Genomic DNA, 23,823 nt, shown 5'->3' with positions numbered 1-23,823 from the left:
CTTCCCCGATGTCTGCAGTGTCAGGCGGGCAGCCTATCAACGCATCGGTTCCGGCCGGTCACGGATGGCGACAATCGCCCGCTTTTCCGGATCGCCCGCTTTTCCGGATCGCCCGCTTTTCCGGATCGCCCGCCTTTCCGGATCAGCCGTCTTTCCGGATCAGCCGTTGAGGCGGAACACCCGGTCCACGGTGCGCGCGGCGGCGCGCCCGTCGTCCAGCGGGCAGAACCGGGCCACGAACTCCTTGTACCGGTCCTGGTGGCCCGCCGTGGCGGCGTCGACGTCGCGGATCGCCTCGATCAGGTCGTCGGAGGTCTCCACGAGCGGCCCCGGCGCCTCCGCCTCGAAGTCGAAGTAGAAGCCGCGCAGCCGGTCCCGGTAGTCGGCGAGGTCGTAGGTGAAGAACAGCATCGGCCGGCCGGTGTTGGCGTAGTCGAACATCACCGACGAGTAGTCGCTGATCATCATGTCGGAGATCAGGTACAGCTCGGTGATGTCGGGGTAGAGCGACACGTCCCGGACGAAGCCGTGCTCGTCCTCGGTGACGCCGTCCACCACGTTGGAGTGCAGCCGCACCAGCAGGACGTGGTCGTCGCCCAGCGCGGCGCGCGCGCGGTCCAGGTCGAGGCGCATGTCGTGCTTGTAGCGGCCCCGGCTGTAGTACTGGTCGTCCCGCCACGTCGGCGCGTACAGCACGACCCGCTTGCCCTCGGGGATGCCGAGCCGCGACCGGACCGACTTGGCGACGGCGTCCGCGTCGGCGCTGTACAGCAGGTCGTTGCGCGGGTACCCGACCTCCAGCATCTCGCCCTTGAACGCGAACGCGCGGCGGAAGATCTCGGTGCTGAACGGGTTCGGCGACAGCAGGTGGCTCCACTCGGGGACGGCCGGGCCCTCCGGCTTCTTCTCCTTGCTCTGCAGGGCCGACTTCATCCCGGGCGCGTACGCGAAGTGGACCTCCTTGACGTCCCGGCCGATCTTCTTCAGCGGGGTGCCGTGCCAGGTCTGCAGGACGATCTGGTCGGGATGCCGCTGGAACCAGTCGCCGAGCCGGTGGTTCGTGACGATGTAGCGGGACGTCGTCACCGCCTCCTGCCACTCCTTGCCGTTCAGCCGGACGCCCTTCAGCGTGTCCGGAAGCTCGACCTGCGCGTCGTTGACGACCCACAGCTGCTCCAGGTCGGCGCCGCGGCGCAGCAGCTCCTCGTGGATCGCCTTCGGGCTGTCGGAGTACTGCCGCCCGTTGAAGCAGGAGAACAGCACGGCGTCGCGGAGCCCGTCGCGGGCGACGCGCCGGCGCGCCTCCTCGCGGTACTTCGCGCCCGCGCTCTTCTCCTCGCCCGACACGTCACCGGTGACGGCGACGACGAGCCGGCCGTCCTTGGTCTCCAGGTCGTAGCCGCGCCGCGCCACCTCCAGCGAGCCGGGCAGGCCGCGCTGCGCCGCCTCCGTCAGCCGGACGGTCAGCGCCCGCTCGCCGGGCGGCCGGAACAGCACGTCCCAGCGGCCCGGCCGCAGCGGCAGGACGCCCGCGACGCCCGGCACGGCCGCCACCGGCACCTCCGCCCGCAGCGTCCCCGAGGCGTCGGGGACCAGGTCGAACGCGTGCTCCTTGCGGCGCCCGCGGCTGCGCACCACGATCTGCCCGGAGGCGTGCGCCGGGTGCGTCGCCGCCAGCGACAGGGTCCCGTCGGGGCGCCACACGCAGTCGCTCACCGACAGCCGCGTCGTCGCCCGCCGCACCCGCACGTACCCGCCGGGGCCGTGGCCGGCGCTCACCTCCAGCGCGCCGGACGTGCGCCGCGCCTCCTCCACGCCCTCGGCGAGGACGAGCGGCCGGCCGTCCGCCGACAGCGTCCAGTCGCGGGTGTCGTCGATCGCGTCGGCGTCGATGTCCACGTCGAGCGTGTCGGGGTCGACGCGCGCCGTCCAGCCGCCGGACCGGGCCGTCACCGGCACGGGGACGCGCGCGTCGCCGAGCGTCAGCACCAGCTCCGCGGGCGGGCCGCCGGCCGACTCGACCTCGATGAGCAGCGCCGAGTCGTCCCAGTGCAGCTTCGTCGCCCGCTCCCGGACGCGCTCCACCTGCACGACCAGGTTCCCGTCCACGACCTTCGGGACGACGCGCACGTCGTCGGCCACGTACCGGTAGGGCGGGTGCGCGCCCGTCCCCGAGCCGCCGCCGCGCACCGGGCCCTGCCGGAACACGCCCGCGTTCAGCACCGAGGCGTGCACCTCCCAGGTGCCCTCGGCCCACGCGCCGTGCTCCTTCAGCTTCCCGGCGTCGAGCGAGAACTCGAAGCCGGTCCAGCCGCCCGACGACTTGCCCGGCTTCGGCGTCTGCCGCGCCTTCATGAGGATCTTGCGGCGGCCGTTGCGCAGCGTCACCGCCTTGATCGACGTCCAGCGGCGGCGGGAGCTGACGGAGTTGATGTAGGCCTCGCCGGTGACGACCAGCCGGTCGCCCTCCCAGCGCACCGCGTGCGTGCGGCCCCGCATCTTGACCTCGTCGCGCGCCCGGTACACCTCGCGCGGGACGTCGAGCTTGGCGTCCTTCCAGTACGGGTAGACGACGTAGCGGCGCAGCGGGTCGCGGACGATCGACGGCGAGGACTTCCCGCGCTCGTACCGGACGACCTTCACCAGCTCCATCGTGTGGCCCTGCACGGCGAGGTGCCACTTCAGGCGGGTCAGCGCGCGCGCCTCCGCGAACACCTTCGGCGACACGCCCTTGGCGTATGCCGCGGCCTGCGCGACGACCTGCTCCCGCTCGTCCGCGGACAGGTCGGGCAGGACGTCCAGGAACATCCGCAGCTCGCGGTCCACGAGGGCGAGTTGGAGCCGCCGCAGCGCCTTGACGTCGCCGCGCTCGGCGACCCACGCCGTGGCGAGGTTCGCCGCGCCGAACCCGTCGGCGATCTCCTGCGGCTCGGTGGTCGGCTCGTGGAGCCGCGACGTCCGGCGGTGCAGCACGATGTCCGGCACCACGTCGACGGCCTTCGCCAGGTGCAGGGCCCGCACCGCGACCGGCAGGTCGTCGTGGCGGCCGAGGTCGGGGAACTCCAGCCCGGCCGCGTCGAAGAACGAGCGGCGCAGCAGCGTCCCGGTGATCCGGCGGCGGCTCAGCAGGCCGGGCTCGCGCTCCAGGTCGGTGGCCTGCGCCGGGGCCGGCGCGTCGGCGCTCGGCTTCCACTGCGAGACCTGGCCCGTCCAGCGGCGCACCGCGTCGGGGCCGGTCGCCAGCTCCGACCCGGACGCCTCCAGCGCGGTCAGCAGCGCGGCGAGCGCGCCGGGCGGCATCGGGTCGCCGCCGTCGGCGAACAGCAGGAACTCGCCGGCACTGGCGGCGACCCCCAGGTTGCGGGCCGCGCCCCGGCTCGGCGCGCCGTCCCGGACGATCCGGAACCGGTCGTCGGGCAGCGCGGCCCGCGCGGCCGTGCCGGTGCCGTCGTCCACGACCAGGACCTCGATGTCGCGGAACGTCTGGGCCGCGAGCGAGTCCAGGGCGTCGCCGAGGTCCTCCCCCGCTCCGTGCGAGAGCACGATCACACTGATCCTGGGGGCGGTCATGCCCACTCCTTAGCACTGGCGAGCCGGAGACGGGGGGTCCGGTCGCGAACGGTCAGGGGGATTGCGGTCGGGAGCGCGGGCGCGCCGCCGTCACGCCGGGCCGGACGCGCCGCCCGGCGCGGAGATCGCGGGCGGGGCCGGCGGGAGCTCCTCGCCGAGGAACACCCGGCGCACCGCCCGCTCGGCGGCGTTCCCGTCGTCCCACGGGCAGAAGCGCGCCCGGAAGGCCTCCAGGTTCTTCGCCGCCGCGTCGCCCCACGCCGCCCGCGACGCGAACGCGTCGACGAGCTCGGGCTCGGCGTAGGCGACGACGCCCGGCGGGAACTCGGTGAGGTCGAAGTTCACGCCGCGGGTGAGCTTGTAGGTCTCCCAGTCGTTGGCGTAGATCACGATCGGCCTGCCGAGGTTGGCGTAGTCGAACATCACCGACGAGTAGTCGGTGAGCAGCGCGTCCGAGGCGATCATCAGGTCCTCGACGGACGGGTGCTTGGAGACGTCGATGACCCGGTCCTCCGGCCAGCCCAGGTCCGTCGCCATGTTCTTGAGCTTGTAGTAGTAGTGCGCCCGCAGCAGCAGCACGTGGTCGTCGCCGAGCTGCTCCATCACCCGGCCGATGTCGAACATCGGGGCGTAGCGGCGCTGGTAGTCGCGGTGCGTCGGCGCGTACAGGATCGCGGTCTTGCCCTCGGGGACGCCGAGCTCGTCGCGCAGCCGCGCCTGCTCCTGCGGCGTCGCGCGCACCAGCCGGTCGTTGCGCGGGTAGCCGATCTCCAGCAGCTCGTACTTGCACGGGAAGCCCCGCTCCCACGCCTCGCTCATCAGCGGGTTGGCGGAGACGAGGAAGTCCCAGCGGTCGGACCGCTCGATCAGCGCCTTGAAGTCCATGTCGCCGGCGCCGACCGGGTACTCCATCTGGTCGAGGCCCATCTTCTTCAGCGGCGTGCCGTGCTGGGTCTCCAGATGCACCTGCCCCGGCCTCTTGACGAGGTTGTCGGGGAAGTTGACGTTGTTGACGAAGTACTTCGCGGCGGCGATCGTGCGGTAGTACTCCGCCGAGCCGGCCACCACGTACTCCACGCCGTCGGGCATGTTCTTGCGCCCGCCCGGCTTCACGATCCACACGCAGCGGATGTGCGGCGCCAGCTCGCGGACCTTCTCGTAGATCGCGGCCGGGTTGCAGGAGTACCCGCGGTACCAGTAGGCGGCGAAGACGGCGAGGTCCTCCTCGATCGGCAGGTGCCGCCGCATCGCGTAGTACCGCTCCTTGGCGAGCTCCTTGGAGCGGACGACGCCGCGCTTCTGCAGCCGCCGGACCTTGCGCCCGCTCTTCTTCGCCTTGGTGGTGAGCTTCGGCGAGTTGAGGCGCTCCCAGGCCCGGAAGTCGCCCCGCTCGATCGCCCGGTGCTTGTCGGCCAGCCCCGGCTCGTCGTCCGGCGGGACGTGCCCCGGCGGCTTGTAGCGGTTGTAGGTCCTGGTCATCTCGGCGAAGAACCGCTGCTTCTCCGAGGGGTAGACGCGGTCGGCGCGCTCGAGGATGACCAGCAGGTGCCAGATCGTCCGGTTGAACATCAGCGGACGGAACCGGTCCATCTGCGGGCCGAGGTGGTCCATGAACGCGAAGATGCGGTCGTACTGGTCGAAGGCGTCGAAGTGCTTGGCGCTGGCCGTCTTGGTGATCGCGCCGCTGCGCCGCTGCCGGTAGATGTAGCAGACCCGGTCGAGGAAGCTGACCCGCTCGGCCGCCATCAGGACCGGGTAGGTGATGCTGACGTCCTCGTAGTAGCCGCTGTTGAAGCGCAGCCCGTGCTCGATCATGAACTCGCGGCGGATCGCCCGGTTCCAGATCGAGGTGAACATCTCCAGCAGGCTCGGCCGGTCGGCGAGCGTGAACACCTCGGGCGCGGGCGGCTCCCGGAACAGGTGGTTGATGATGCTCCGCTTGACCCGGCCGTTCCAGTAGGAGCGGGCGTAGTCGAACATCAGCACGTCCGGCCGGGTCTCGGCGAGCCGGTCGCAGATCGCCTTCACGGCGCCGTCGGTGGCGTAGTCGTCGCTGTCGAAGAACCACACGTAGTCGCCGGTCGCCATGTCCAGGCCGACGTTGCGGGCCTCGCCGAGCCCGACGTTCTCGGCGAGGTGGCGCACCTTCATCCGGGAGTCGCGCTCGGCGTACTCGTCGAGGATCTCGCCGCAGGCGTCCGGCGAGGCGTCGTCGATCGCGATGATCTCCAGGTTCGGCACGTCCGGAACCAGCAGCGAATCAAGGCACTGCCGCAGGTACCCCTGCACTTTGTGCACGGGCACGATGATGCTCAGGGAGATGTCGTATTCACTGCTCACGCGAACGCCAATCAACTACTCGATGAATCTGGATCATACCCGCATCCGGCAGGTAAATCTTATGTCCTGCCATGAGAGGGCTTGAGTAGCCATCGTCCCTTGGGCTCGACCGCCCAATGGGTGAGCCGCTGCACCGGGGCGGTGCCGAGCAGCACGCCCAGGGCGAGCGCCCCCAGCGTCGCCGCCACCACGCCGGCCGGGGTGTCGAAGAAGTGCGCGTCGAAGACGCCGCCGTAGTCGAGCGTCTTCACGACGAGGCCGTGCAGCAGGTAGACGTACATCGTCCGCGTCCCGAGCGCGGTGTACCAGGCCCGTCCGCGCGGGACGGCCGCGAGGAACGCGGTGCCGAGGGCGACGGCGAGCGCCAGCGCCAGCAGCCGGTACGCCATGCCCTCGAACGCGGAGAAGTGCATGTGCTCGTAGCCGCGGTTCCACAGCAGGACGCCGTGCGCGATCCGCGGGACCACGGTCCCGCGCTCCCAGACGTAGGCGGCCGGCAGCGCGGCGAGCAGCGCGGCGATGCCGGCCCAGCGCGTCCAGCCGCGGCTGCGCGGGGCCAGCGCGAGCTCGGGCCGGATGGTCAGGCCGAGGACGAAGAACGGCAGCAGCCCGGCGGCCCGGCACAGCGTCGCGTCGGAGTTGAAGCTCCAGCTGCCGGCGACCAGCGACAGGGCCACCGACACCGCGACGGGGTGCCGCAGGTGCCCCCACAGCGGGGCGCTCAGCCGCCACAGCACCAGCGCGACGAGGAACCACATCAGGAACTGCGGACGGAAAAGTTCGTGCAGCCGGAATTCATTTCCCCGGATCAGTACCAGCTGCAACCGGTAAAGCACGACGAAGATCACGTATGGAACGACCAAGGTGGGGAAAATGGCCCGGAATTTATCGGTCGACCGCATGAAACCGCGCGCGAAGTAACCGGAGACGAACACGAACACCGGCATGTGGAAGAGGTACACCACCGTGTAGGCCGCGTCCACCGCGTGGCTGCCCTTCCTGAGGACCTCCCAGACGTGCCCGAGCACGACCAGCAGGATGAGGAAGAACTTGACGTTGTCGAAGTAGGCGTCGCGCCGCCGGGGGGCGGGCGCGGACTCCGGGGGTGCGGGCGCGGTCTCCGGGGGCCGTGCGGTCTCCGGGCCGGGGGCGAGCCGTGCGCCGGGCACCGGCCCGGCGTCCGGGCGCCGGCCGGGGTCCGAGGGGCGCGGTTGGGGGAGGATTTCCGTCATGTCTCCGAAGGATCCATTGAGTCCGTGACAACCGTTCACGTGGAGGCAGGCCGACTCTAGTGCGCGATCGGCGGCCCTGGGGTCGGATGTGGGATTGTTCCGGTTCGGGGCCGGCCGGGGCCGCCCCCTGCCCGGCTAGCCGCGGCCGGGCCGGCGCAGCGGGGTGAACACCCAGGTCATCTTGGGTTCCAGCGCCCAGCTCATGGTCCGCTGGACCGGGGGAGAGCACAGGAACGTCCCGACGACGACGGCGCCGCAGATCACCGCGACGACGCCGCCGGGCGTGTGCATCCAGTCCGCGCCCCACCAGCCGGTGAAGTTCAGCAGCCGGGTGACGAAGCCGTGCAGCAGGTAGCAGTAGAGCGTGGTCGCCCCCAGCGCGGTGAACCAGTACTTCCGGCGCGGGACCAGCGTCAGGAACGCGGCGACCAGCACGGTGGCGCACGCGAACATCGCCAGCCGCATCAGCGTGCCCTTGAAGTCCCCGACGCCGAGCATGAAGTGCGGGTCCTTCCAGAAGATCCAGCGCACCGACATGTGCTTCATCACCAGGTACGAGCACGCCAGCCCGACCGCCAGCACCACCGCGCCGATCGGCCGCGCGGCCGGCCGCTTCAGCAGTTCGAAGTGCTCGGGCCGCAGCTTCAGGCCGAGGACGTAGAACGGCAGCAGGCCGAAGACCCGGTGGATGTCGAAGGTGCTGCCGAGGTCGCTCATGTAGGCCAGCAGCGCGAAGCCCAGCGCCACCGCCAGCGGCCAGCGGATCTGCTGCCACACCGGCGTGGACAGCCGCCACAGGAACAGCGCGCACAGGAACCACGTCAGGTAGTACGGGCTGAGGAGGCTGATCTCCAGGTCGTGCCGGCCGGCCAGCCAGTCGTAGACCGAGTACGCGACCTCGAACACCACGTACGGCACGCCGACGTTGGTGATGAGCTTGCGCGCCTTGCCGGGGGAGAACGTCCAGTTCCGCGAGAAGTAGCCGGTGATCACGATGAACAGCGGCATGTGGAACATGTAGATGAAGATGTACAGGCCCTTGGCCATCGGGACGTTCTGCAGGTTGGCGATCGAGTGCCCCGACACCACCAGCAGGATCGCGAAGTACTTCGCGTTGTCGAAGAACGGGTCGCGCTCCCGGCGCGGCTTCGGCGGCGACGCGAGCCTCGGGCCGGCCGCCGGACGCCCGCCGTCCGAGGCCGCCGCGCCGGCGGGGCCCGGCGGGCCCGGGACCGTCGCGACCGGCGCCGCCGGGTCGGGGCGGGGATCCGGAACGTCCGGTCTGTGCCGATCCGCCGGTGCCGGCGCATCGGCCGCGGCCGGTGGGCCGGGCTGCGGTCCCGTCTCGGCCCCCGAGGGCCTGGTGCTGTACGTCATGGCCGGCCGGTTCAAGCCCCCTTGCAGATGTCGTCGTTGGCGCGGATCTCGCCCTGCTGCTCGGGGATGCCCCCCTTGGCGTTCTTCAGGGCCGTCCAGTTGGAGCCGACGACCAGGTCGACCACGCCGGGCGTGCCTCCGCTGGTGCGGGCCGCCGCGGCCGGCCTGCTCGGGATCAGCGCGGTCAGCGTCTGCGCCTGCTGGTCGGCACCGGAACCGTACATCACCTTGGTGGTCCTGGTCTGGGACGCGTTGCCGCCGACCGTCACCTGGAAGCCCTGCGCCTCCAGGTCGGAGGCGACCCGGCTCGCCTGGCCGGCGATGCCGCTGCCGTTGTAGACCCGCACCCGCACCTGCTCGGGCTTGATCTTGGGCGCGGCCGTCTTGGACTCGCTCGGCACGGTCTTGTCGTTGCGGACCGCGGCGAAGAACGGCTGGGCGGCGGAGGTGAGCACGACCCGGTTGGTGTCGGACGGGTCGGGGCCGGACGGCGCGGTGACGAAGCGCAGCTTGCCCGAGGTCATGCCCTGCATGCCCTGGGCGATCTTCAGCATGACCGGCGGGGTCAGCTCCTTGTCGGTGGTGAGCGACTTGGTCGCCGCGTTCATCAGCGGGATCAGCTTGGTGGGGTTGCTCAGCACGCCCTTGCTCATGGCCTTGTTCGCCAGCGCGCCCATGAACTTCTGCTGCCGCTTGATGCGGTCGAGGTCGGAGCCGTCGCCGAGGCCGTGCCGCACGCGGACGTAGGCCAGCGCGGTGGAGCCCTGGATGACGTGCTTGCCGCGGGTCAGGTGCAGCTTGGACTTGGGGTCGTTGACGTCCTTCGGCAGGCACACCGGGACGCCGCCGACCGCGCTGGTGATCGCCTTGAAGCCGGTGAAGTCGACCTGCATGAAGTGGTCGATCCGGATGTCGGACAGGCCCTCGATCGTCTTGATGACGCAGGCCGCCCCGCCGGTGGTGAACGCCGAGTTGATCTGCGCGCGCGGCTGGTCGGGCGACGTGCCGCCGGAATGGGTCTTGCACGCGGGGATGTGCACCATCAGGTCGCGCGGGAAGCTGATGCCCATCGCCTGGCTGCCCCCGGGCGACAGGTGCAGCAGGATCATGGTGTCCGAGCGCGGCGGCTCGTTCTTCATCGAGCGGCCGTAGCTGGCGTTGGCGCCCGCGCGGGTGTCGGACCCCAGCAGCAGGATGTTCATCGCGCTGTTCAGCTTCTTCGGCCGGTTGGGGCCGAGCTGGGCGTTGACGTCCTCGTGGTTGATGTTGCCCATCGCCTTGCGGTACACGCCGTAGGCGGTGAGCGATCCGGCCACCAGGACGGCCGACATCCCGATGCTCACCCAGCCGAGGATGCGCCAGCCGCGTCGACGCGGCGCCGGCTGTGGGTCGGCGTCGTCGACGTACTCCATGTACATCGGGTTGCTGTTCATCGGCTCCGTGGTCCGGGGGCGCGGCCCGCTCTCGGGGGGTCGGTCGGCTTGGTCTGTCCTGCGAAAACTGCCTGTTCTGGAAGAACTGCCTGCTCTGCTGGAACTGTCCTGTAGCTCTGAGACGGGGCTGGCCGGGGCTCGGTTGACAAAGCGCGGGCAAAGAGAGCGTAGGTCAGGCGAGCCGGCGCACGGACCCGGATGCGTCATTCCATCCGGGCACTCCGGCCACCGCCGTCACATGCTCCAAGGCCACGCGTCGATCTAGGGCGGCTTTGTCAAAGTTTCGTTGGATTATGACGGAAGCACCTGAGGCTAGTGGTGCGACCAGGCCGGCCAGTAGCCCGTCCAGTGTGGCGAACGACATGTCAACCAGGACGCGCGACGACGCGTCCAGCTCCCATTTCTCGGCCGCCTCGGCGGCCGCCGCGACCAGCCCGGCACCGGTCAATGTGGTCTTTGTCACATCGAGCGCGGGCAGCAGCGGGGTGACGTCCGGGCCCGCGGCGAACCGGTCGCCGTAGGAGCGCACCTCCGCCGCGTAGTCGGTGATGCCCGGCGGGCAGTCGGCCAACGGGCCGCCGAGCGGATGCAGCGACAGCCCCACGACCTCCTCCGCGTCCGCGTTCACGCCAGGGTCCGCGAGCACCACTTCGAGCACCTCCTCGGCCGCCGCCAGGATGTACGGCCCGGACCCCCCGTCCGGTTCGGGCACCGCCGCGCCGCTCGCCAGGACCGCCGCCGGGTCGACCGGCACGGCCGTCAGGCCCGCCGACCAGCACGCCATCAGCCACACCGCGGTCTGCCAGTGCGGCGGCAGCGCGAGCACGACACGCCCGCCGGGCTCGGCGGCCAGCCCGTCCACCAGGAAGTTCGCCGTCTTGGCCACCCAGTTGTCGAACGTCCGCGCGGACAGCTCGACGCGCTCGTTCTTCGCGTCGTCGTAGTAGGTGACGAGGGGGCGGGACGGGTCGGCGGCCAGCCGCCGCCGCAGCAGGTCGGCGGGTCCGGGCGCGGCGGGTTCGCTGTCGCTCATGGGGCGAGCGTAGAGCCCCGTGACCGGCCCGGACTCGCCAACCGGCCGTTCCCGCTACGCTCCGCTGCGATGAATGACCACGGATCGGACGAGCACGGGGCGGATTCATGAACGCGGGTCGGCTGCTCGCCCGGCTCACCGTGGCGCCGGCGCTGCTGGTCACCGCGTGGCTCGCGGTGGCGATGCCGCTGCTGATGGGCGGGGTGTTCCGGCCGGGGCCGGCGATCCTGCTGTGGGTGCCGGTCGCCGCGGCGGCGCTGTGGCTCGGCCTGCGCCGCCGCCCCCGCGAGGCCGGGGAGCCCGGTGACGGGGCCCCTGACGAGCCGCTCGGCGCCGTCCCGTGGTGGTCGGCGGGCGGCGTCGTCGCGGTCGCCGTCGCGTTCGGCGTGTTCGAGGCGCTGATGTGCTCCGAGCAGATCATCGTCCGCCGCGACCCCGCCTCGTACGTCCAGTTCGCGACCTGGCTGAAGGACCACGGGTCGCTGCCGATCCCGCAGGCGCGCGAGGCCTTCGGCGGCGGCGACCCCGCGCTGAGCTTCGACAGCCCGGCCTTCTACCAGGACGGCGGCGCGGTCGTCCCGCAGTTCATGGCGGGCCTGCCGCTGATCCTCGCGCTCGGCGGCTGGGCGGGCGGCACGCACGGGATGCTGCTGATGGCGCCGCTGCTCGGCGCCTGCTGCGTGCTGGCCTTCGGCGGCCTCGCCGCGCGGCTCGTCGGCCCGCGCTGGGCGCCCGCCGCGGCGCTGCTGCTGGCGCTGACCCTGCCGATGCTGTGGGTGTCGCGGTCCACGTTCAGCGAGCCGCCGGCGCTGATCCTGCTGCTCGGCGGGCTGTCGCTGCTGCACGACGGCCGGACGGAGCGTCCCCGCGCGGCCATGGTGAAGGCGTTCCTCGGCGGCCTCGCGCTCGGGCTGATCGTGCTCGTCCGGATCGACGGGATCCGCGACATCCTGCCGGTCGCGGTGTACGCCGGGCTGCTGGTCGCCCGCAGGCGCCGGAGCGGCTACACGCTCGCGGGCGGGCTCGCGATCGGCGTGGCGGCCGGGCTCGTCGAGGGCTACCTGAAGTCCCGCCCGTACCTGGACTACCTGCACGCCTCGCTCGACCCGCTGCTCCTCATCTCCGCCGCGATCGCCGTCGCCACGGTGCTGATGGTGCTCGTGCTGCGCTGGGACGCGACGGGCCGCCGGCTGCGGGCCGCCGGGACGGCGATCGGGCGCGGCCGGCTGCCCGGCGCCGCCGCGATCCTGACCGTGCTGGTGATGGTCGGCTTCGCCGTCCGGCCGCTGGTGCAGACGGTCCGGCGCGTCCCGGCCAACACCGACGACCGGCTGAACGCGCAGTTCATCGAGGCCGTCCAGAAGCTCAACCACATGCCGCTGGACGGTGCCCGGCAGTACTCGGAACTGTCGCTGTACTGGGTCGTCTGGTACATCGGCATCCCCGCGCTGCTGCTCGCCACGTTCGGGGCGGCGCTGCTGGTGCGGCGGCTGATGCGCCGCCAGTCCCCGCAGTGGCTGCTGCCGTACGCGGTCATCGTCTGGACGACCGTCCAGGTGCTGGTCAGGCCGGGCATCACCCCGGACCATCCGTGGGCGTCCCGGCGGCTGATCGGCCTGGTCATCCCCGGGCTGCTGCTGTTCACGGTGTTCGCGGCCGCCTGGATCACCAAGCGGCTGCGGCGGATCGGGTACTCGCGGAAGGTGGTCCAGGTGACGGCGGTGACGGGCATCGCCCTGACGCTGGTGCCGATCGTCATCACGTCCGCCACGTACATGGTCCACAAAACCGACCAGAAGGAGGTCGGCGCCGTCGACGCGATGTGCGACCGGATCGGGCCCGGCCGCTCCGTCGTGGTGGTGGACGCGGGCACCGCCGACCGCTTCCTTCAGGTACTGCGCGGAATGTGCGGGCTGCCCGCCGCGCGCACCACCTCGTTCGCCACGCCCGTCGACGTCCGCCGGATCATCGGGAAGGTCGGCGGGGCTGGGCGGCGTCCGGTGGTCATGGGATCGAAGCCCGAGCAGGTCGCGCCGTACGGGACTCCCCGGCAGGTGGTGCGGCTGCGCACCCGGCAGGACGGCCGCACCCTCGACCACCCGCCGGGCGGGTCGTGGGGGCTGGCCATCGACGTGTGGATCGCCGAGCCGCCGGTGGCGTGACGCGGGCGTGACGCGGGCGCGTCCGATGCGTGTCCGGTGCGCGTCCGGCGGCCGTCCGGTCGGTGTTCTCGCGCCGTGTCGGCCGGTGAGTCGGCCTGGGGCCGCCGTTGCGAGTATTCTCGCGGTGCGTGAGTACCCAGCCCGCCGAGCCCGCGCCCCGGCCCGCGCCCGAAAGCGCCGAGACCGCTGACCCCGTGAGCGACGCCGCCCCCGTGCATGTGACCATCGTCCTGCCCTGCTACAACGAGCAGGAGCACGTGATCGACGAGGTCGAGCGGATCACGAAGGCGATGGACAACAGCGGCAAGAGCTACGAGCTGCTGGCCGTCGACGACTGCTCCACCGACGGCACCCTCGCCCGGCTGGAGGAGGCGGCCCCCCGCTTCCCGCACATGCGGATCATGGCGTTCCAGCACAACAGCGGCTCGGGGACGGTCCGGCGCATCGGCTCCCAGCAGGCCCGCGGCGAGATCGTCGTGTGGACCGACGCCGACATGTCCTACCCGAACGAGCGGATCCCCGACCTCGTCGACATCCTGGACAGCGACCCGTCCGTCGACCAGGTCGTCGGCGCCCGCACCTCCGAGGAGGGCACGCACAAGCTCCTGCGGGTGCCCGCCAAGTGGTTCATCCGCAAGGTCGCCGAGCGGCTCACCAACTCCAGGATCCCCGACCTGAACTCGGGGCTGCGCGCGTTCCGCCGCGACGTGTCGCTGCCCTACCTGCGGCTGCTGCCGCCCGGGTTCTCCTGCGTGACCACGATCACGATCGCGTTCCTGTCGAACCAGCACCCCGTGCGCTACGTGCCGATCGAGTACTCCAAGCGGGCCGGGAAGTCGAAGTTCCACTTCACCAAGGACGCCTACCGCTACATCCTCCAGGTGCTGCGGATGGTGATGTACTTCAACCCGCTCAAGGTGCTGATGCCGCTCGCGCTGTGGCTGATCGGGATCGGGCTGCTCAAGGGCGTGTTCGACATGGTGGTGCACATCGGCTACTTCGCCAACAACACCATCATGATCTTCGTGACGGGGCTGATCATCGCCTCGCTCGCGCTGCTGGCCGACCTGATCGTCCGATCGCGCGGCGACGTCTAGTGCGGATCGCCGTCGTCGGCCCCGCCTTCCCGTACAAGGGGGGCGGCGCCCACCACACCACCGAGCTGGCGCGGCGGCTCGCCGCCGCCGGGCACGACGTCGCCATCGAGTCGTGGCGCGCCCAGTACCCCGGCTTCCTGTACCCGGGGCAGCAGACGATCTCCGAGCCGGAGGGCGAGCCGTTCCCCGGCACCCGGCACCGCCTCGACTGGCGCCGCCCGGACGGCTGGTACCGCACCGGCCGGGCGCTGCGGGCCTGCGACCTGGTCGTGCTGGCGGTGCTGAGCCCCGTCCAGGTGCCGTCGTACCTGGGCATCCTCGCCGGTCTGCGGCATCGGGCGCCCGTGATGGCGCTGTGCCACAACGTGCTGCCGCACGAGCGCAAGCCGTACGACGAGCCGCTGATGAAGCGGCTGCTGCGCAAGGCCGACGGCGTCCTGGTCCATTCGGAGGCGCAGGCGGAGCTGGCGCGCGGGCTGACCGCGCGTCCGGTCCGGGTCGCGGAGATGCCCGCGCACCTGCCGGCCTCCGGCGGCGCGCCCGCCGGCGACGGCAAGGTGCGGCGCCGGCTGCTGTTCTGGGGGATCGTCCGCCCGTACAAGGGGCTCGACGTCCTGCTGCGCGCCCTCGCCGAGGGCCCGGACGACGTCGGGCTGACCGTCGCGGGCGAGTTCTGGGGCGGCCTGGACGAGACCCGCGCGCTGATCCGGTCGCTGGACCTGGCGTCCCGGGTGGACCTGCGCCCCGGGTACGTGCCGGCCGCGGACGTCCCGGGCCTGTTCGCCTCCGCCGACGCGCTCGTCCTGCCGTACCGGACGGCCACCGCGTCGCAGAACGTGTGGATGGCCTACGAGCACGGCCTCCCGGTGATCGCCACGGACGTCGGCGCGTTCGCCGAGCAGGTCCGCGACGGGGTCGACGGGCTGGTCTGCCGCCCCGGCGACGCGCCGGCCCTCGCGGCGGCCATCACCCGGTTCTACGCGCCGGGGACGCCGGAGCGGCTGCGCTCCGGCGTCCGGCCGGTCGACCACGGCCCGGTCTGGGCCGCCTACCTGGAGGCGCTCACCGCGCTCACAGGTGCGGCTCGATGACCTTGAGCAGGGCCCGCTTCGGCTTGGCGCCGGTGATCTGCTCGACGACCTCGCCGTTCTTGAGCAGCAGCAGGGTCGGCAGGCCCAGCACGCCGTACTTCTGCGGGGTCTGCGGGTTGGCGTCGTAGTCCATCTTCGCGATCTTGATCCGGCCGTCCTGCTCGGTCGCGATCTGGTCCAGGACGGGGGCGATCATGCGGCAGGGGCCGCACCAGTCGGCCCAGAAGTCGACGAGCACGGGGACGTCGCTGTCCAGGACTTCCTCGGCGAACGTGGCGTCGGTCACGCTGATGGGGGCCGTCACGGTCACTCCTTAGTGGGTTGCGTATCCCTGACAAGCACGGGGCGGCCGCCTTCATTCCCGGTCTCGTCCCCGGTCCCGGAGCCGCCGGACCGGGGGCCGCGGCCGAGGAGCATGCCGGCTCCCGCGTTGACGAGATCGGCGATCGTCAGCAGCACCCGGGACGCGATCGCGACCACGACGGGCGCGCCCGCCGGCAGCACCGGGGTCAGCACCACGGTCAGCGCGGCCTCCCGGGCGCCGATCCCGCCGGGCGCGATGAAGACGATGAACCCGGCGACGAACGCCAGCGAGTAGGCGCCGGTCGCCAGGAACGGCAGCCCGGGGCCGTCGCCGCCGACGGCCAGGCACAGCAGCCAGGTGTGGACGCCGAACAGCACCCAGCCGAGCACCGTCCAGCCGACCGCCCGCAGCGTCACGCCGAGGCTGACCGGGTGCTCCAGCGGGGGCCGCCGGACCAGCCTCAGCAGCACGCCCAGCGCCCACGTCACGATCTTCGGGTGCAGTGCCGCGATCATGAACGGGGCGAGCAGGAACAGCCACCAGTACTCCCGGCGCGCCGCCGCCGAGGTCAGCGGCAGCGTCACCGCCGCGACGGCGAGGCCGCAGGCGGTGGAGGTCGCCACGGCCAGCAGCGTGGAGCCGAAGCTGCGCTCGGCGGGCACCTTGTGCTCGCGGGTCATCTCGATCTGGGTGACCAGCGCCCACACCTTGCCCGGCACGTACTTGCCGAGCTGGGAGACCGCGGAGATCCGGTACGCGACGCGCAGCGGCAGCGGCGAGCCGAGCCCGCCGAGGAAGGTCCGCCAGGCCAGCGTCCAGGAGAACAGGCCCGCCAGGCCCACCGCGAGCGCGCCCGCGAGCGTGGCCCAGGACATCTCCTGGAACGCCTTCGTCGTCGCGTCCCACTGCGAGGCCACGCTGTAGGCGCAGAACCCGAGCGCGAGCACGATCAGCAGCACGCGCAGGGCCCGCATGGCGACGGCCTTCGTATTCACGCGCCCAGCGTAGGCGAACCGGGATCACGGCGCGTGCCGTCGCTTCGGCCGCGCCGCCGCCCGCCGCGCCCTAGAGTTGGGGACGATGAAACTCTCCGATGTGGTCGCCTTCATGGGGCACCAGGTGCATGTGTGCCGGTACCGCGAGGCGGGGACGCTGCTGTCGTGGATGGGACGGGACCTGCGCGGCAAGCGGGTCCTCGACGTCGCCGGCGGCGACGGCTACTGGGCGGGGCGGGCCCGCAAGCGCGGGGCCGACGCGGTCTCGATCGACCTCGCCCGCAAGAAGATGGTGTACGGCCGGACGCTGGCCGACGCGCCCGCGCTGATCGAGTGCGACGCGCTGCGGCTGCCGTTCGGCGACGCCGCGTTCGACGCGGTCCTGTCGGTCTGCGCGATCGAGCACTTCGACGACGGCGGCAGATCCCTGGACGAGATGGCGCGAGTTCTGAAGCCCGGTGGCGAGATCTTCATGTCCGCCGACGTGCTGAGCCGCGCGGACGCGTGGCCGAAGCTGAGGGACGCGCACAAGGCCAAGTACCACGTCCAGCACACCTACACCCACGAGAGCCTGCGCAAGCTGATGGACGAGCGGGGGCTCGACCTCGTGCGGCACTCCTACCAGTTCAGGACGGCCGCGACCGAGCGGCTCTACCTGTCGCTGTCGACGTACGGCGGCCGGGTCGGCTTCAACGCGGCTGCGCCGCTGGCGCCGCTGGTCGCGCTCGCCGACCGGAGCGCGCCGAACCAGCAGGGCAGCATCGTCCTGATTCACGCGCGCAAAAGATAGGCGGGTGGGTAGGGGGCCACCGTGACTTGCGGCGGCGACCGGCGCGGAGGGCCCACGGCCGGCCGGTCGCAGGCGTAGGCTCGAACGGTAAAGAGTGATCTACGCCACTACGGCTTCAGCGCCGGAATGGGGGAGTGGACCGTGGCGCCTCGGATACTGCTCGACGCCACCGCGGTGCCCGCCGACAGAGGCGGGCTCGGGCGGTACGTGGACGGACTGCTGTCGGCCCTGCACGCGCTCGGCGCCGACCTGGCGGTCGCCTGCCAGCGCTCGGACGAGAAGCGGTACGGGCTGCTCGCGCCGGGCGCCCGGATCGTCGCGGGCCCGACGGCGCTGGCGCACCGCGCGAGCCGGCTGGCATGGGAGCAGTCCGGCCTGCCGCACGTCGCCGACGGCGTCGCCGCCGACGTGATCCACCTGCCGACGTACACGATGCCGGTCAGCGCCGTCCGGCCGACGGTGGTGACGATCCACGACGTGTCGCTGTTCGCCGAGCCGGAGGTGCACGACCCGGTCCGCACCACCTACGTCAAGTCGGCGACCCGCACCGCGGCGCGCCGCGCGACCCGGCTGATCGTCCCGTCGCGGGCGACGCGGGACGAGATGGTCCGGGTCCTGGGCGCCGACCCCGAGCACATCGACGTGGCCTACCACGGCGTCGACCACGAGGTGTTCCACCGCCCGTCGGAGGCGGAGATGAAGGGGGTCTCCGACCGGCTCGGCCTGCACGGCCGCCCGTACGTCGCCTATCTGGGCGCGCTGGAGCCGCGCAAGAACGTCCCGAACCTGATCCGCGGCTGGGTGCGCGCCTGCGCCGGGCTGGCGGACCCGCCCGCGCTGGTGCTGGCGGGCGGCGGTGGCTGGGACGACGAGGTCGACGCGGCCCTGGCGATGGTGCCGCCCCGCCTGCGGGTGCTGCGGCCGGGGTACCTGCCGTGGCCGTCGCTGCCCGGGTTCTTCGGCGGCGCGCTGGTGGTGGCGCTGCCGAGCCGCGGCGAGGGGTTCGGGCTGCCGGTGCTGGAGGCGATGGCGTGCGGCGCGCCCGTCCTGACGACCCGCCGCGGCTCGCTTCCCGAGGTCGGCGGCGACGCGGTCGCCTACACCGAGCCCGACCCGGAGGGCATCGCGCGGGCGCTGACCGCGCTGAGCGCCGATCCGGCCCGGCGCGCCGAACTGGCCGCCGCGGCGCACGCGCGGTCGCAGGAGTTCAGCTGGACCGCGTCCGCCGAGGCGCACCTGGCGTCCTACGAGCGGGCCGTCCGGCAGCACGCGGCGTCGGGCGGTCACGGTTCGGCGCCCGCCACCCACTAGGCTTCCTCTCCACGACCGTGGCGGAGAAAGGGAGCCGAGTGGAAGCGATTCTCCTGGTGGGAGGTCGGGGCACCCGCCTGCGCCCGCTGACGATCTCCACCCCGAAGCCGCTGCTCCCCACGGCCGGCGTCGCCTTCCTGGCGCACCAGCTCGCCCGCGCGCACGCGGCCGGCGTCGAGCGGATCGTGTTCGCGACGTCCTACCGCGCGGAGATGTTCGAGGCGGCGTTCGGCCCCCGCGCGCACGGCGTCGACCTCGCCTACGTCAGCGAGGCGCAGCCGCTCGGCACGGGCGGCGCGATCCGCAACGCGGCCCGCGCGCTGACCTGCGGCCCGGACGAGCCGGTGCTGATCCTCAACGGCGACATCCTGTCCGGCCATGACGTGCGGGCCCAGGTGAAGCTGCACGAGGACGCGGGCGCGGCGGTGACGCTGCACCTCACCGAGGCCGACGACCCGTCCCGGTTCGGCTGCGTCCCCACCGACGGCTCCGGGCGTGTCACCGCGTTCCTGGAGAAGACGTCCCATCCGGTGACGAACCAGATCAACGCGGGCTGCTACGTGTTCCGGCGGTCGGCGATCGACACGATCACCGAGGACGAGGTCGTCTCGGTCGAGCGGGAGACGTTCCCGTCGCTGATCGCGTCCGGCGCCGTGGTCATGGGGTACGTCGAGTCGGGCTACTGGCTGGACGTCGGCACGCCCGAGGCGTTCGTGCGCGGCTCGTGCGACCTCGTGCTCGGCCGGCTCGCCTCCCCGGCGATGCCCGGCGGGCCGGGCGAGCGCCTCACCCTCGCCGGGGCGTCGGTGTCGCCGGGCGCGGTGGTGCGCGGCGGCACCACGGTCGGCCGCGGCGCGGTGGTCGAGGCGGGCGCCACCGTCGTCGGCAGCGTCCTGCTGGACGACTCGTTCGTCGCGGAGGGCGCGACCGTCCGCGACTCGGTGCTGAGCCGCGGTGCCCGGGTGGGCCCCGGCGCGATCCTGGACAGCGTCATCCTGGGCGACGGCGCGGTCGTCGGCCCGGGCAACGAACTCTGCTGCGGCCTGCGCGTCTGGCCCGGCATCGAGCTCCCCCCCACCGCGGTCCGCTTCTCCACCGATGCCTGACGGCCCGCCGGGCACGGCCGCCGGCGGCGCGGCCGGGGAGGGGACCGCTGGGCTCCGCCCCGGTCACGGGTCCGCGGGGGTCCGGCGGGAGTGGGCGCCGCCGTGGCCCGTGGACGTGGGGGCCACGCTGTCGCCGCACCGGCGGGGGCATCACGATCCGGCGTTCCGGGTGGAGCGGGACGGGACGGTCTGGCGCGCGTCCTCCACGCCGGACGGCCCCGGCACGCTGCGGATCCGTGCGCGCGGGGACGTGGTGGTCGCGGACGCGTGGGGGCCGGGGGCCGGATGGCTGCTGGACGGGCTGCCCGATCTGCTCGGCGCGTCGGACGAGCCCGAGGGGTTCGAGGCGCGGCACGAGATCGTCCGGCGGCAGGCGCTACTGCGGCCGGGGCTGCGGATCGGGCGGACGAACCGGGTGTTCGAGGCGCTCGTCCCGGCGGTGATGGAGCAGAAGGTCCTGGCGCAGGAGGCGTGGCGGGCCTGGGGGTACCTGGTGCGCCGGTTCGGGACGCCGGCGCCGGGCGCGCCCGCCGCGCTGCGGCTGCGGGTGCCGCCGCCGCCCGCGGTGTGGGCGCGGATCCCGTCGTGGGAGTGGCACCGGTCGGGGCTGGAGGCCGTCCGGGCCCGGACGATCATCGGTGCGGCGCGGGTCGCCGCCCGGCTGGAGGAGGACCCCGCCGAGCGGCGGCTGCGGAGCCTGCCGGGCGTCGGGGTGTGGACCGCGGCGGAGGTCCGGCAGCGGGCGGCGGGCGATCCCGACGCCGTCTCCGTGGGCGACTACAACCTGCCCGGGGTGGTGGGCTGGGCACTGGCCGGCCGCAAGGTCGACGACGACGGGATGCTCGAGCTGCTGGCGCCGTACGCGGGGCATCGGTACCGGGTCACCCGGCTGCTGGAATCGTCCGGCGCGCGCCCTCCGCGGCGCGGTCCCCGTCTGCCCGTCCGCGACTACCGGGGCTTCTGACGTCTCGCTTCGGGGTTCCGGCCGACCGGCGACGGAGCCAGAAGTTGTCGGGGGTCCAGTTCAGGCCGTCGCGGGTGTCGGCGCCGAAGACCGGCGCGAGGACGGCGACCGCGATGATGATCGCGAGCATGACCAGCATGGGACTGTCCCTTCGGGCGAGGGCCGCGCGGCGGTGGTTCCGCCCGGGGGACGACCCTCTCGCACTCATAGTTTGACTCAGTCCAACATTGAGGACCAGCGACTATTTCTAGACGTATTCATTAAGGTTCACTACATCCTGGGAGGGACGCCCCGGCCGGGGAATAGATCGGGAGCACCGTCGGCTCTCGTAGGCGGACGCCGTTCCATCGGGCCCCGCCGCGTCGCGAAATATGACGATTGGCATAGAGTGCCCGCATGGAGGCCACGCAGAACGCGATCAGGCGGGCTTTGGCCCGTGCGCGTGACGGGAAGACGCTCGACCACTCCGAGGCCACGACGCTGCTGCAGGCCCGCGGGCCGCAGCTCGACGATCTCCTCGCCCACGCGGCGAGGACCAGGGACGCCGGCCTCGCGGCGGCGGGCCGTCCCGGGATCATCACCTACAGCCGCAAGGTCTTCATCCCGCTGACCCGGCTGTGCCGGGACCGCTGCGGCTACTGCACGTTCGCGACCGTCCCGCACAAGCTGGACGCGCCGTACCTCAGCCCGGACGAGGTCCTGGAGATCGCCCGGCAGGGCGCCGCGCTGGGCTGCAAGGAGGCGCTGTTCACGCTCGGGGACCGTCCCGAGGACCGGTGGAAGCAGGCCCGCGAGTGGCTCGACGCGCACGGCTACGACGACACCCTGTCGTACGTGCGGGCGATGGCGGTCCGGGTGCTGGAGGAGACCGGGCTGCTGCCGCACCTGAACCCGGGCGTGCTGACCTGGCGCGACTTCCAGCGGCTCAAGCCGGTCGCGCCGTCCATGGGGATGATGCTGGAGACGACCGCGACGCGGCTGTTCAGCGAGCGCGGCGGCCCGCACTTCGGGTCGCCGGACAAGGACCCGGCCGTCCGGCTGCGGGTGCTGGAGGACGCCGGCCGCACGAACGTCCCGTTCACCACCGGCATCCTCATCGGCATCGGCGAGACGGTCGGGGAGCGCGCGGACGCGATCTTCGCGATCCGCAGGACGATGCGGGAGTACGGCGCGATCCAGGAGGTGATCGTGCAGAACTTCCGCGCCAAGCCCGACACCAAGATGCGCGACACGCCCGACGCCGAACTGGAGGAGCTCGCCGCGACGATCGCGGTGACGCGGCTGGTGCTGGGGCCGAAGGCGCGCGTCCAGGCGCCGCCGAACCTCGTCGCCGACCAGTACTCGCTGATGCTGCGCGCCGGGATCGACGACTGGGGCGGCGTGTCGCCGCTCACGCCGGACCACGTGAACCCCGAGCGGCCGTGGCCGCAGATCGACGAGCTGGCCGCCAGGACCGCCGAGTCGGGCTTCGAGCTGCGCGAACGGCTCACGATCTACCCCGAGTACGTCAAGCGCGGCGAGCCGTGGCTGGACCCGCGGCTGATCGGGCACGTGTCCGCGCTGGCCGACCCGGCGACCGGGCTCGCCCGCGAGGACGCCGTCCTCGAAGGCCGCCCCTGGCAGGAGCCCGACGGCGGCTTCGCGGCGTCCGGGCGCACCGACCTGCACACCGAGATCGACACGACCGGCCGCACCTCCGACCGGCGCGACGACTTCGACGAGGTCTACGGCGACTGGGACGCGCTCAAGGAGCGCATGAGCGCGCCGGAGCGCTTCGACGCCGACGTCAAGGCCGCGCTCGCCGCCGCCGAGCGCGACCCCGCCGGGCTGTCCGACGACGAGGCGCTGGCACTGCTGCACGCCGACGGCCCCGAACTCGACGCGCTCGCGAAACTGGCCGACGACCTGCGCCGCGACACGGTCGGCGACGACGTGACCTACGTCGTCACCCGGAACATCAACTTCACGAACGTCTGCTACACCGGCTGCCGGTTCTGCGCCTTCGCGCAGCGCCGCACCGACGCGGACGCGTACACGCTGTCGCTCCAGCAGGTCGGCGACCGGGTGGACGAGGCGTGGGAGGCGGGCGCCACCGAGATCTGCATGCAGGGCGGCATCCACCCCGACCTGCCCGGCACCGCCTACTTCGACCTCGCCCGCGAGGTGAAGCGCCGAGCGCCCGACATCCACCTGCACTCCTACAGCCCGATGGAGGTCGTGAACGGCGCGTCCCGCAGCGACCTGTCCATCCGCGAATGGCTGGAGGCCGCGAAGGAGGCCGGGGTCGACTCGCTGCCCGGGACGGCGGCCGAGATCCTCGACGACGACGTCCGCTGGGTGCTGACCAAGGGCAAGCTGCCCACCGACCAGTGGGTCGAGGTCGTCACCACCGCGCACGAGATCGGCATCCCGACGACGTCCACGATGATGTACGGGCACGTCGACACCCCGTCGCACTGGGTCGGGCACATCAAGCTGCTGCGCTCGATCCAGGAGCGGACGGGCGGGTTCAGCGAGTTCGTGCTGCTGCCGTTCGTCCACCACAACTCGCCGATCTACCTGGCCGGGCTCGCGCGGCCGGGGCCGACCGTCCGGGAGAACATCGCCGTCCACGCGCTCGCGCGGATCCTGCTGCACGGCGCCATCTCCAACATCCAGACGTCCTGGGTGAAGCTCGGAGACGAGCTGTGCACGCGGGTCCTGCAAGGCGGCGTCAACGACCTCGGCGGGACGCTGATGGAGGAGACCATCAGCCGGATGGCCGGGTCGGAGAACGGCTCGTTCAAGGCCATCAGCGAGCTGGAGAAGATCGCCGCCCTCGCGGGACGCCCCGCCCGGCAGCGCACGACCCTCTACGGCGAGGTCCCCGCCGAACGCGTCGAGGCCGCCCGCAAGACCGACGGCATCGGCCACTTCGGCCGCCCCTCGCTCACCCTCACCCCGCGTTGAGCCGCGGCGGGCCGTCGTCGTGTCACCGCTCATGACGACGGCCCGCCGCAAATGAACGCATGTTCATCG

General features: G+C 72.3%; 16 protein-coding genes. 8 read left to right on the top strand and 8 right to left on the bottom strand.

Annotated elements, in window-relative coordinates:
- Nucleotides 1–159: 159 nt before the first annotated feature.
- The 6 genes from ACA514_RS14460 to ACA514_RS14435 form a co-directional block, all read right to left on the bottom strand.
- Nucleotides 160–3,570 carry a CDP-glycerol:glycerophosphate glycerophosphotransferase gene (locus ACA514_RS14460; RefSeq protein ID WP_375041615.1) on the bottom strand — a complete coding sequence of 1,137 codons (3,411 nt, stop codon included), beginning with the start codon at nucleotides 3,568–3,570 and terminating at the stop codon, nucleotides 160–162.
- A 90-nt stretch (nucleotides 3,571–3,660) separates the two neighbouring features.
- Entirely contained in the window at nucleotides 3,661–5,910 is a 2,250-nt protein-coding gene (locus ACA514_RS14455; RefSeq protein ID WP_375041614.1) for a CDP-glycerol glycerophosphotransferase family protein, read from the bottom strand.
- 59 nt (nucleotides 5,911–5,969) lie between these two features.
- Nucleotides 5,970–7,142: an acyltransferase family protein gene (locus ACA514_RS14450; protein WP_375041613.1), complete on the bottom strand. Its 1,173-nt coding sequence runs from the start codon at nucleotides 7,140–7,142 to the stop codon at nucleotides 5,970–5,972.
- A gap of 135 nt (nucleotides 7,143–7,277) precedes the next feature.
- A complete protein-coding gene (locus ACA514_RS14445; protein ID WP_375041612.1) occupies nucleotides 7,278–8,519 on the bottom strand; it encodes an acyltransferase family protein in 1,242 nt (413 codons plus the stop codon).
- Nucleotides 8,520–8,530: 11 nt separating this feature from the next.
- Nucleotides 8,531–9,952, bottom strand: coding sequence for an LCP family protein (locus tag ACA514_RS14440; RefSeq protein WP_375041611.1), 1,422 nt, complete (start codon nucleotides 9,950–9,952; stop codon nucleotides 8,531–8,533).
- Nucleotides 9,953–10,124: 172 nt separating this feature from the next.
- Nucleotides 10,125–10,985, bottom strand: coding sequence for a TIGR03089 family protein (locus tag ACA514_RS14435; RefSeq protein WP_375041610.1), 861 nt, complete (start codon nucleotides 10,983–10,985; stop codon nucleotides 10,125–10,127).
- A gap of 107 nt (nucleotides 10,986–11,092) precedes the next feature.
- Between ACA514_RS14435 and ACA514_RS14430 the strand changes: the two genes are divergently transcribed.
- The 3 genes from ACA514_RS14430 (at nucleotide 11,093) to ACA514_RS14420 (ending at nucleotide 15,335) form a co-directional block, all read left to right on the top strand.
- Entirely contained in the window at nucleotides 11,093–13,147 is a 2,055-nt protein-coding gene (locus ACA514_RS14430; RefSeq protein WP_375041609.1) for a hypothetical protein, read from the top strand.
- 194 nt (nucleotides 13,148–13,341) lie between these two features.
- A complete protein-coding gene (locus ACA514_RS14425; RefSeq protein ID WP_375041766.1) occupies nucleotides 13,342–14,244 on the top strand; it encodes a glycosyltransferase family 2 protein in 903 nt (300 codons plus the stop codon).
- Nucleotides 14,244–15,335 (top strand): glycosyltransferase family 4 protein, encoded by a 1,092-nt coding sequence (locus ACA514_RS14420; protein ID WP_375041608.1) that lies wholly within the window; start codon nucleotides 14,244–14,246, stop codon nucleotides 15,333–15,335. Before ACA514_RS14425 ends, ACA514_RS14420 begins: the two co-directional genes overlap by 1 nt.
- Here ACA514_RS14420 and trxA read toward each other — a convergent pair.
- Together trxA and ACA514_RS14410 are read right to left on the bottom strand one after the other, a co-directional pair.
- A complete protein-coding gene (trxA, locus tag ACA514_RS14415) occupies nucleotides 15,316–15,639 on the bottom strand; it encodes a thioredoxin (RefSeq protein ID WP_344263542.1) in 324 nt (107 codons plus the stop codon). The genes ACA514_RS14420 and trxA overlap by 20 nt on opposite strands.
- 2 nt (nucleotides 15,640–15,641) lie before the next feature.
- The gene (locus ACA514_RS14410) at nucleotides 15,642–16,634 is read right to left on the bottom strand and encodes a YbhN family protein (RefSeq protein WP_375041607.1); all 993 of its coding nucleotides are present in this window, start codon (nucleotides 16,632–16,634) and stop codon (nucleotides 15,642–15,644) included.
- An 85-nt stretch (nucleotides 16,635–16,719) separates the two neighbouring features.
- Between ACA514_RS14410 and ACA514_RS14405 the strand changes: the two genes are divergently transcribed.
- The 5 genes from ACA514_RS14405 (at nucleotide 16,720) to ACA514_RS14385 (ending at nucleotide 23,754) form a co-directional block, all read left to right on the top strand.
- On the top strand, nucleotides 16,720–17,424 hold the full coding sequence (locus ACA514_RS14405) for a class I SAM-dependent methyltransferase (protein WP_375041606.1): 705 nt from the start codon (nucleotides 16,720–16,722) through the stop codon (nucleotides 17,422–17,424).
- Nucleotides 17,425–17,565: 141 nt separating this feature from the next.
- Nucleotides 17,566–18,735: a glycosyltransferase family 4 protein gene (locus tag ACA514_RS14400; RefSeq protein WP_375041605.1), complete on the top strand. Its 1,170-nt coding sequence runs from the start codon at nucleotides 17,566–17,568 to the stop codon at nucleotides 18,733–18,735.
- A 38-nt stretch (nucleotides 18,736–18,773) separates the two neighbouring features.
- On the top strand, nucleotides 18,774–19,841 hold the full coding sequence (locus ACA514_RS14395) for a sugar phosphate nucleotidyltransferase (protein WP_375041604.1): 1,068 nt from the start codon (nucleotides 18,774–18,776) through the stop codon (nucleotides 19,839–19,841).
- Nucleotides 19,834–20,805 (top strand): DNA-3-methyladenine glycosylase family protein, encoded by a 972-nt coding sequence (locus ACA514_RS14390; RefSeq protein ID WP_375041603.1) that lies wholly within the window; start codon nucleotides 19,834–19,836, stop codon nucleotides 20,803–20,805. The genes ACA514_RS14395 and ACA514_RS14390 overlap by 8 nt, the downstream gene beginning before the upstream one ends.
- A gap of 396 nt (nucleotides 20,806–21,201) precedes the next feature.
- Entirely contained in the window at nucleotides 21,202–23,754 is a 2,553-nt protein-coding gene (locus ACA514_RS14385; RefSeq protein ID WP_375041602.1) for a bifunctional FO biosynthesis protein CofGH, read from the top strand.
- Nucleotides 23,755–23,823 lie beyond the last annotated feature (69 nt).

Origin of the sequence: Actinomadura sp. NTSP31 (assembly GCF_041951385.1) — a bacterium.
Taxonomy (GTDB): Bacteria; Actinomycetota; Actinomycetes; order Streptosporangiales; family Streptosporangiaceae; genus Spirillospora; species Spirillospora napierensis.
The sequence above is the reverse complement of the archived record's forward strand: the minus strand, read 5'-3'. Positions and strand labels throughout refer to the sequence as shown.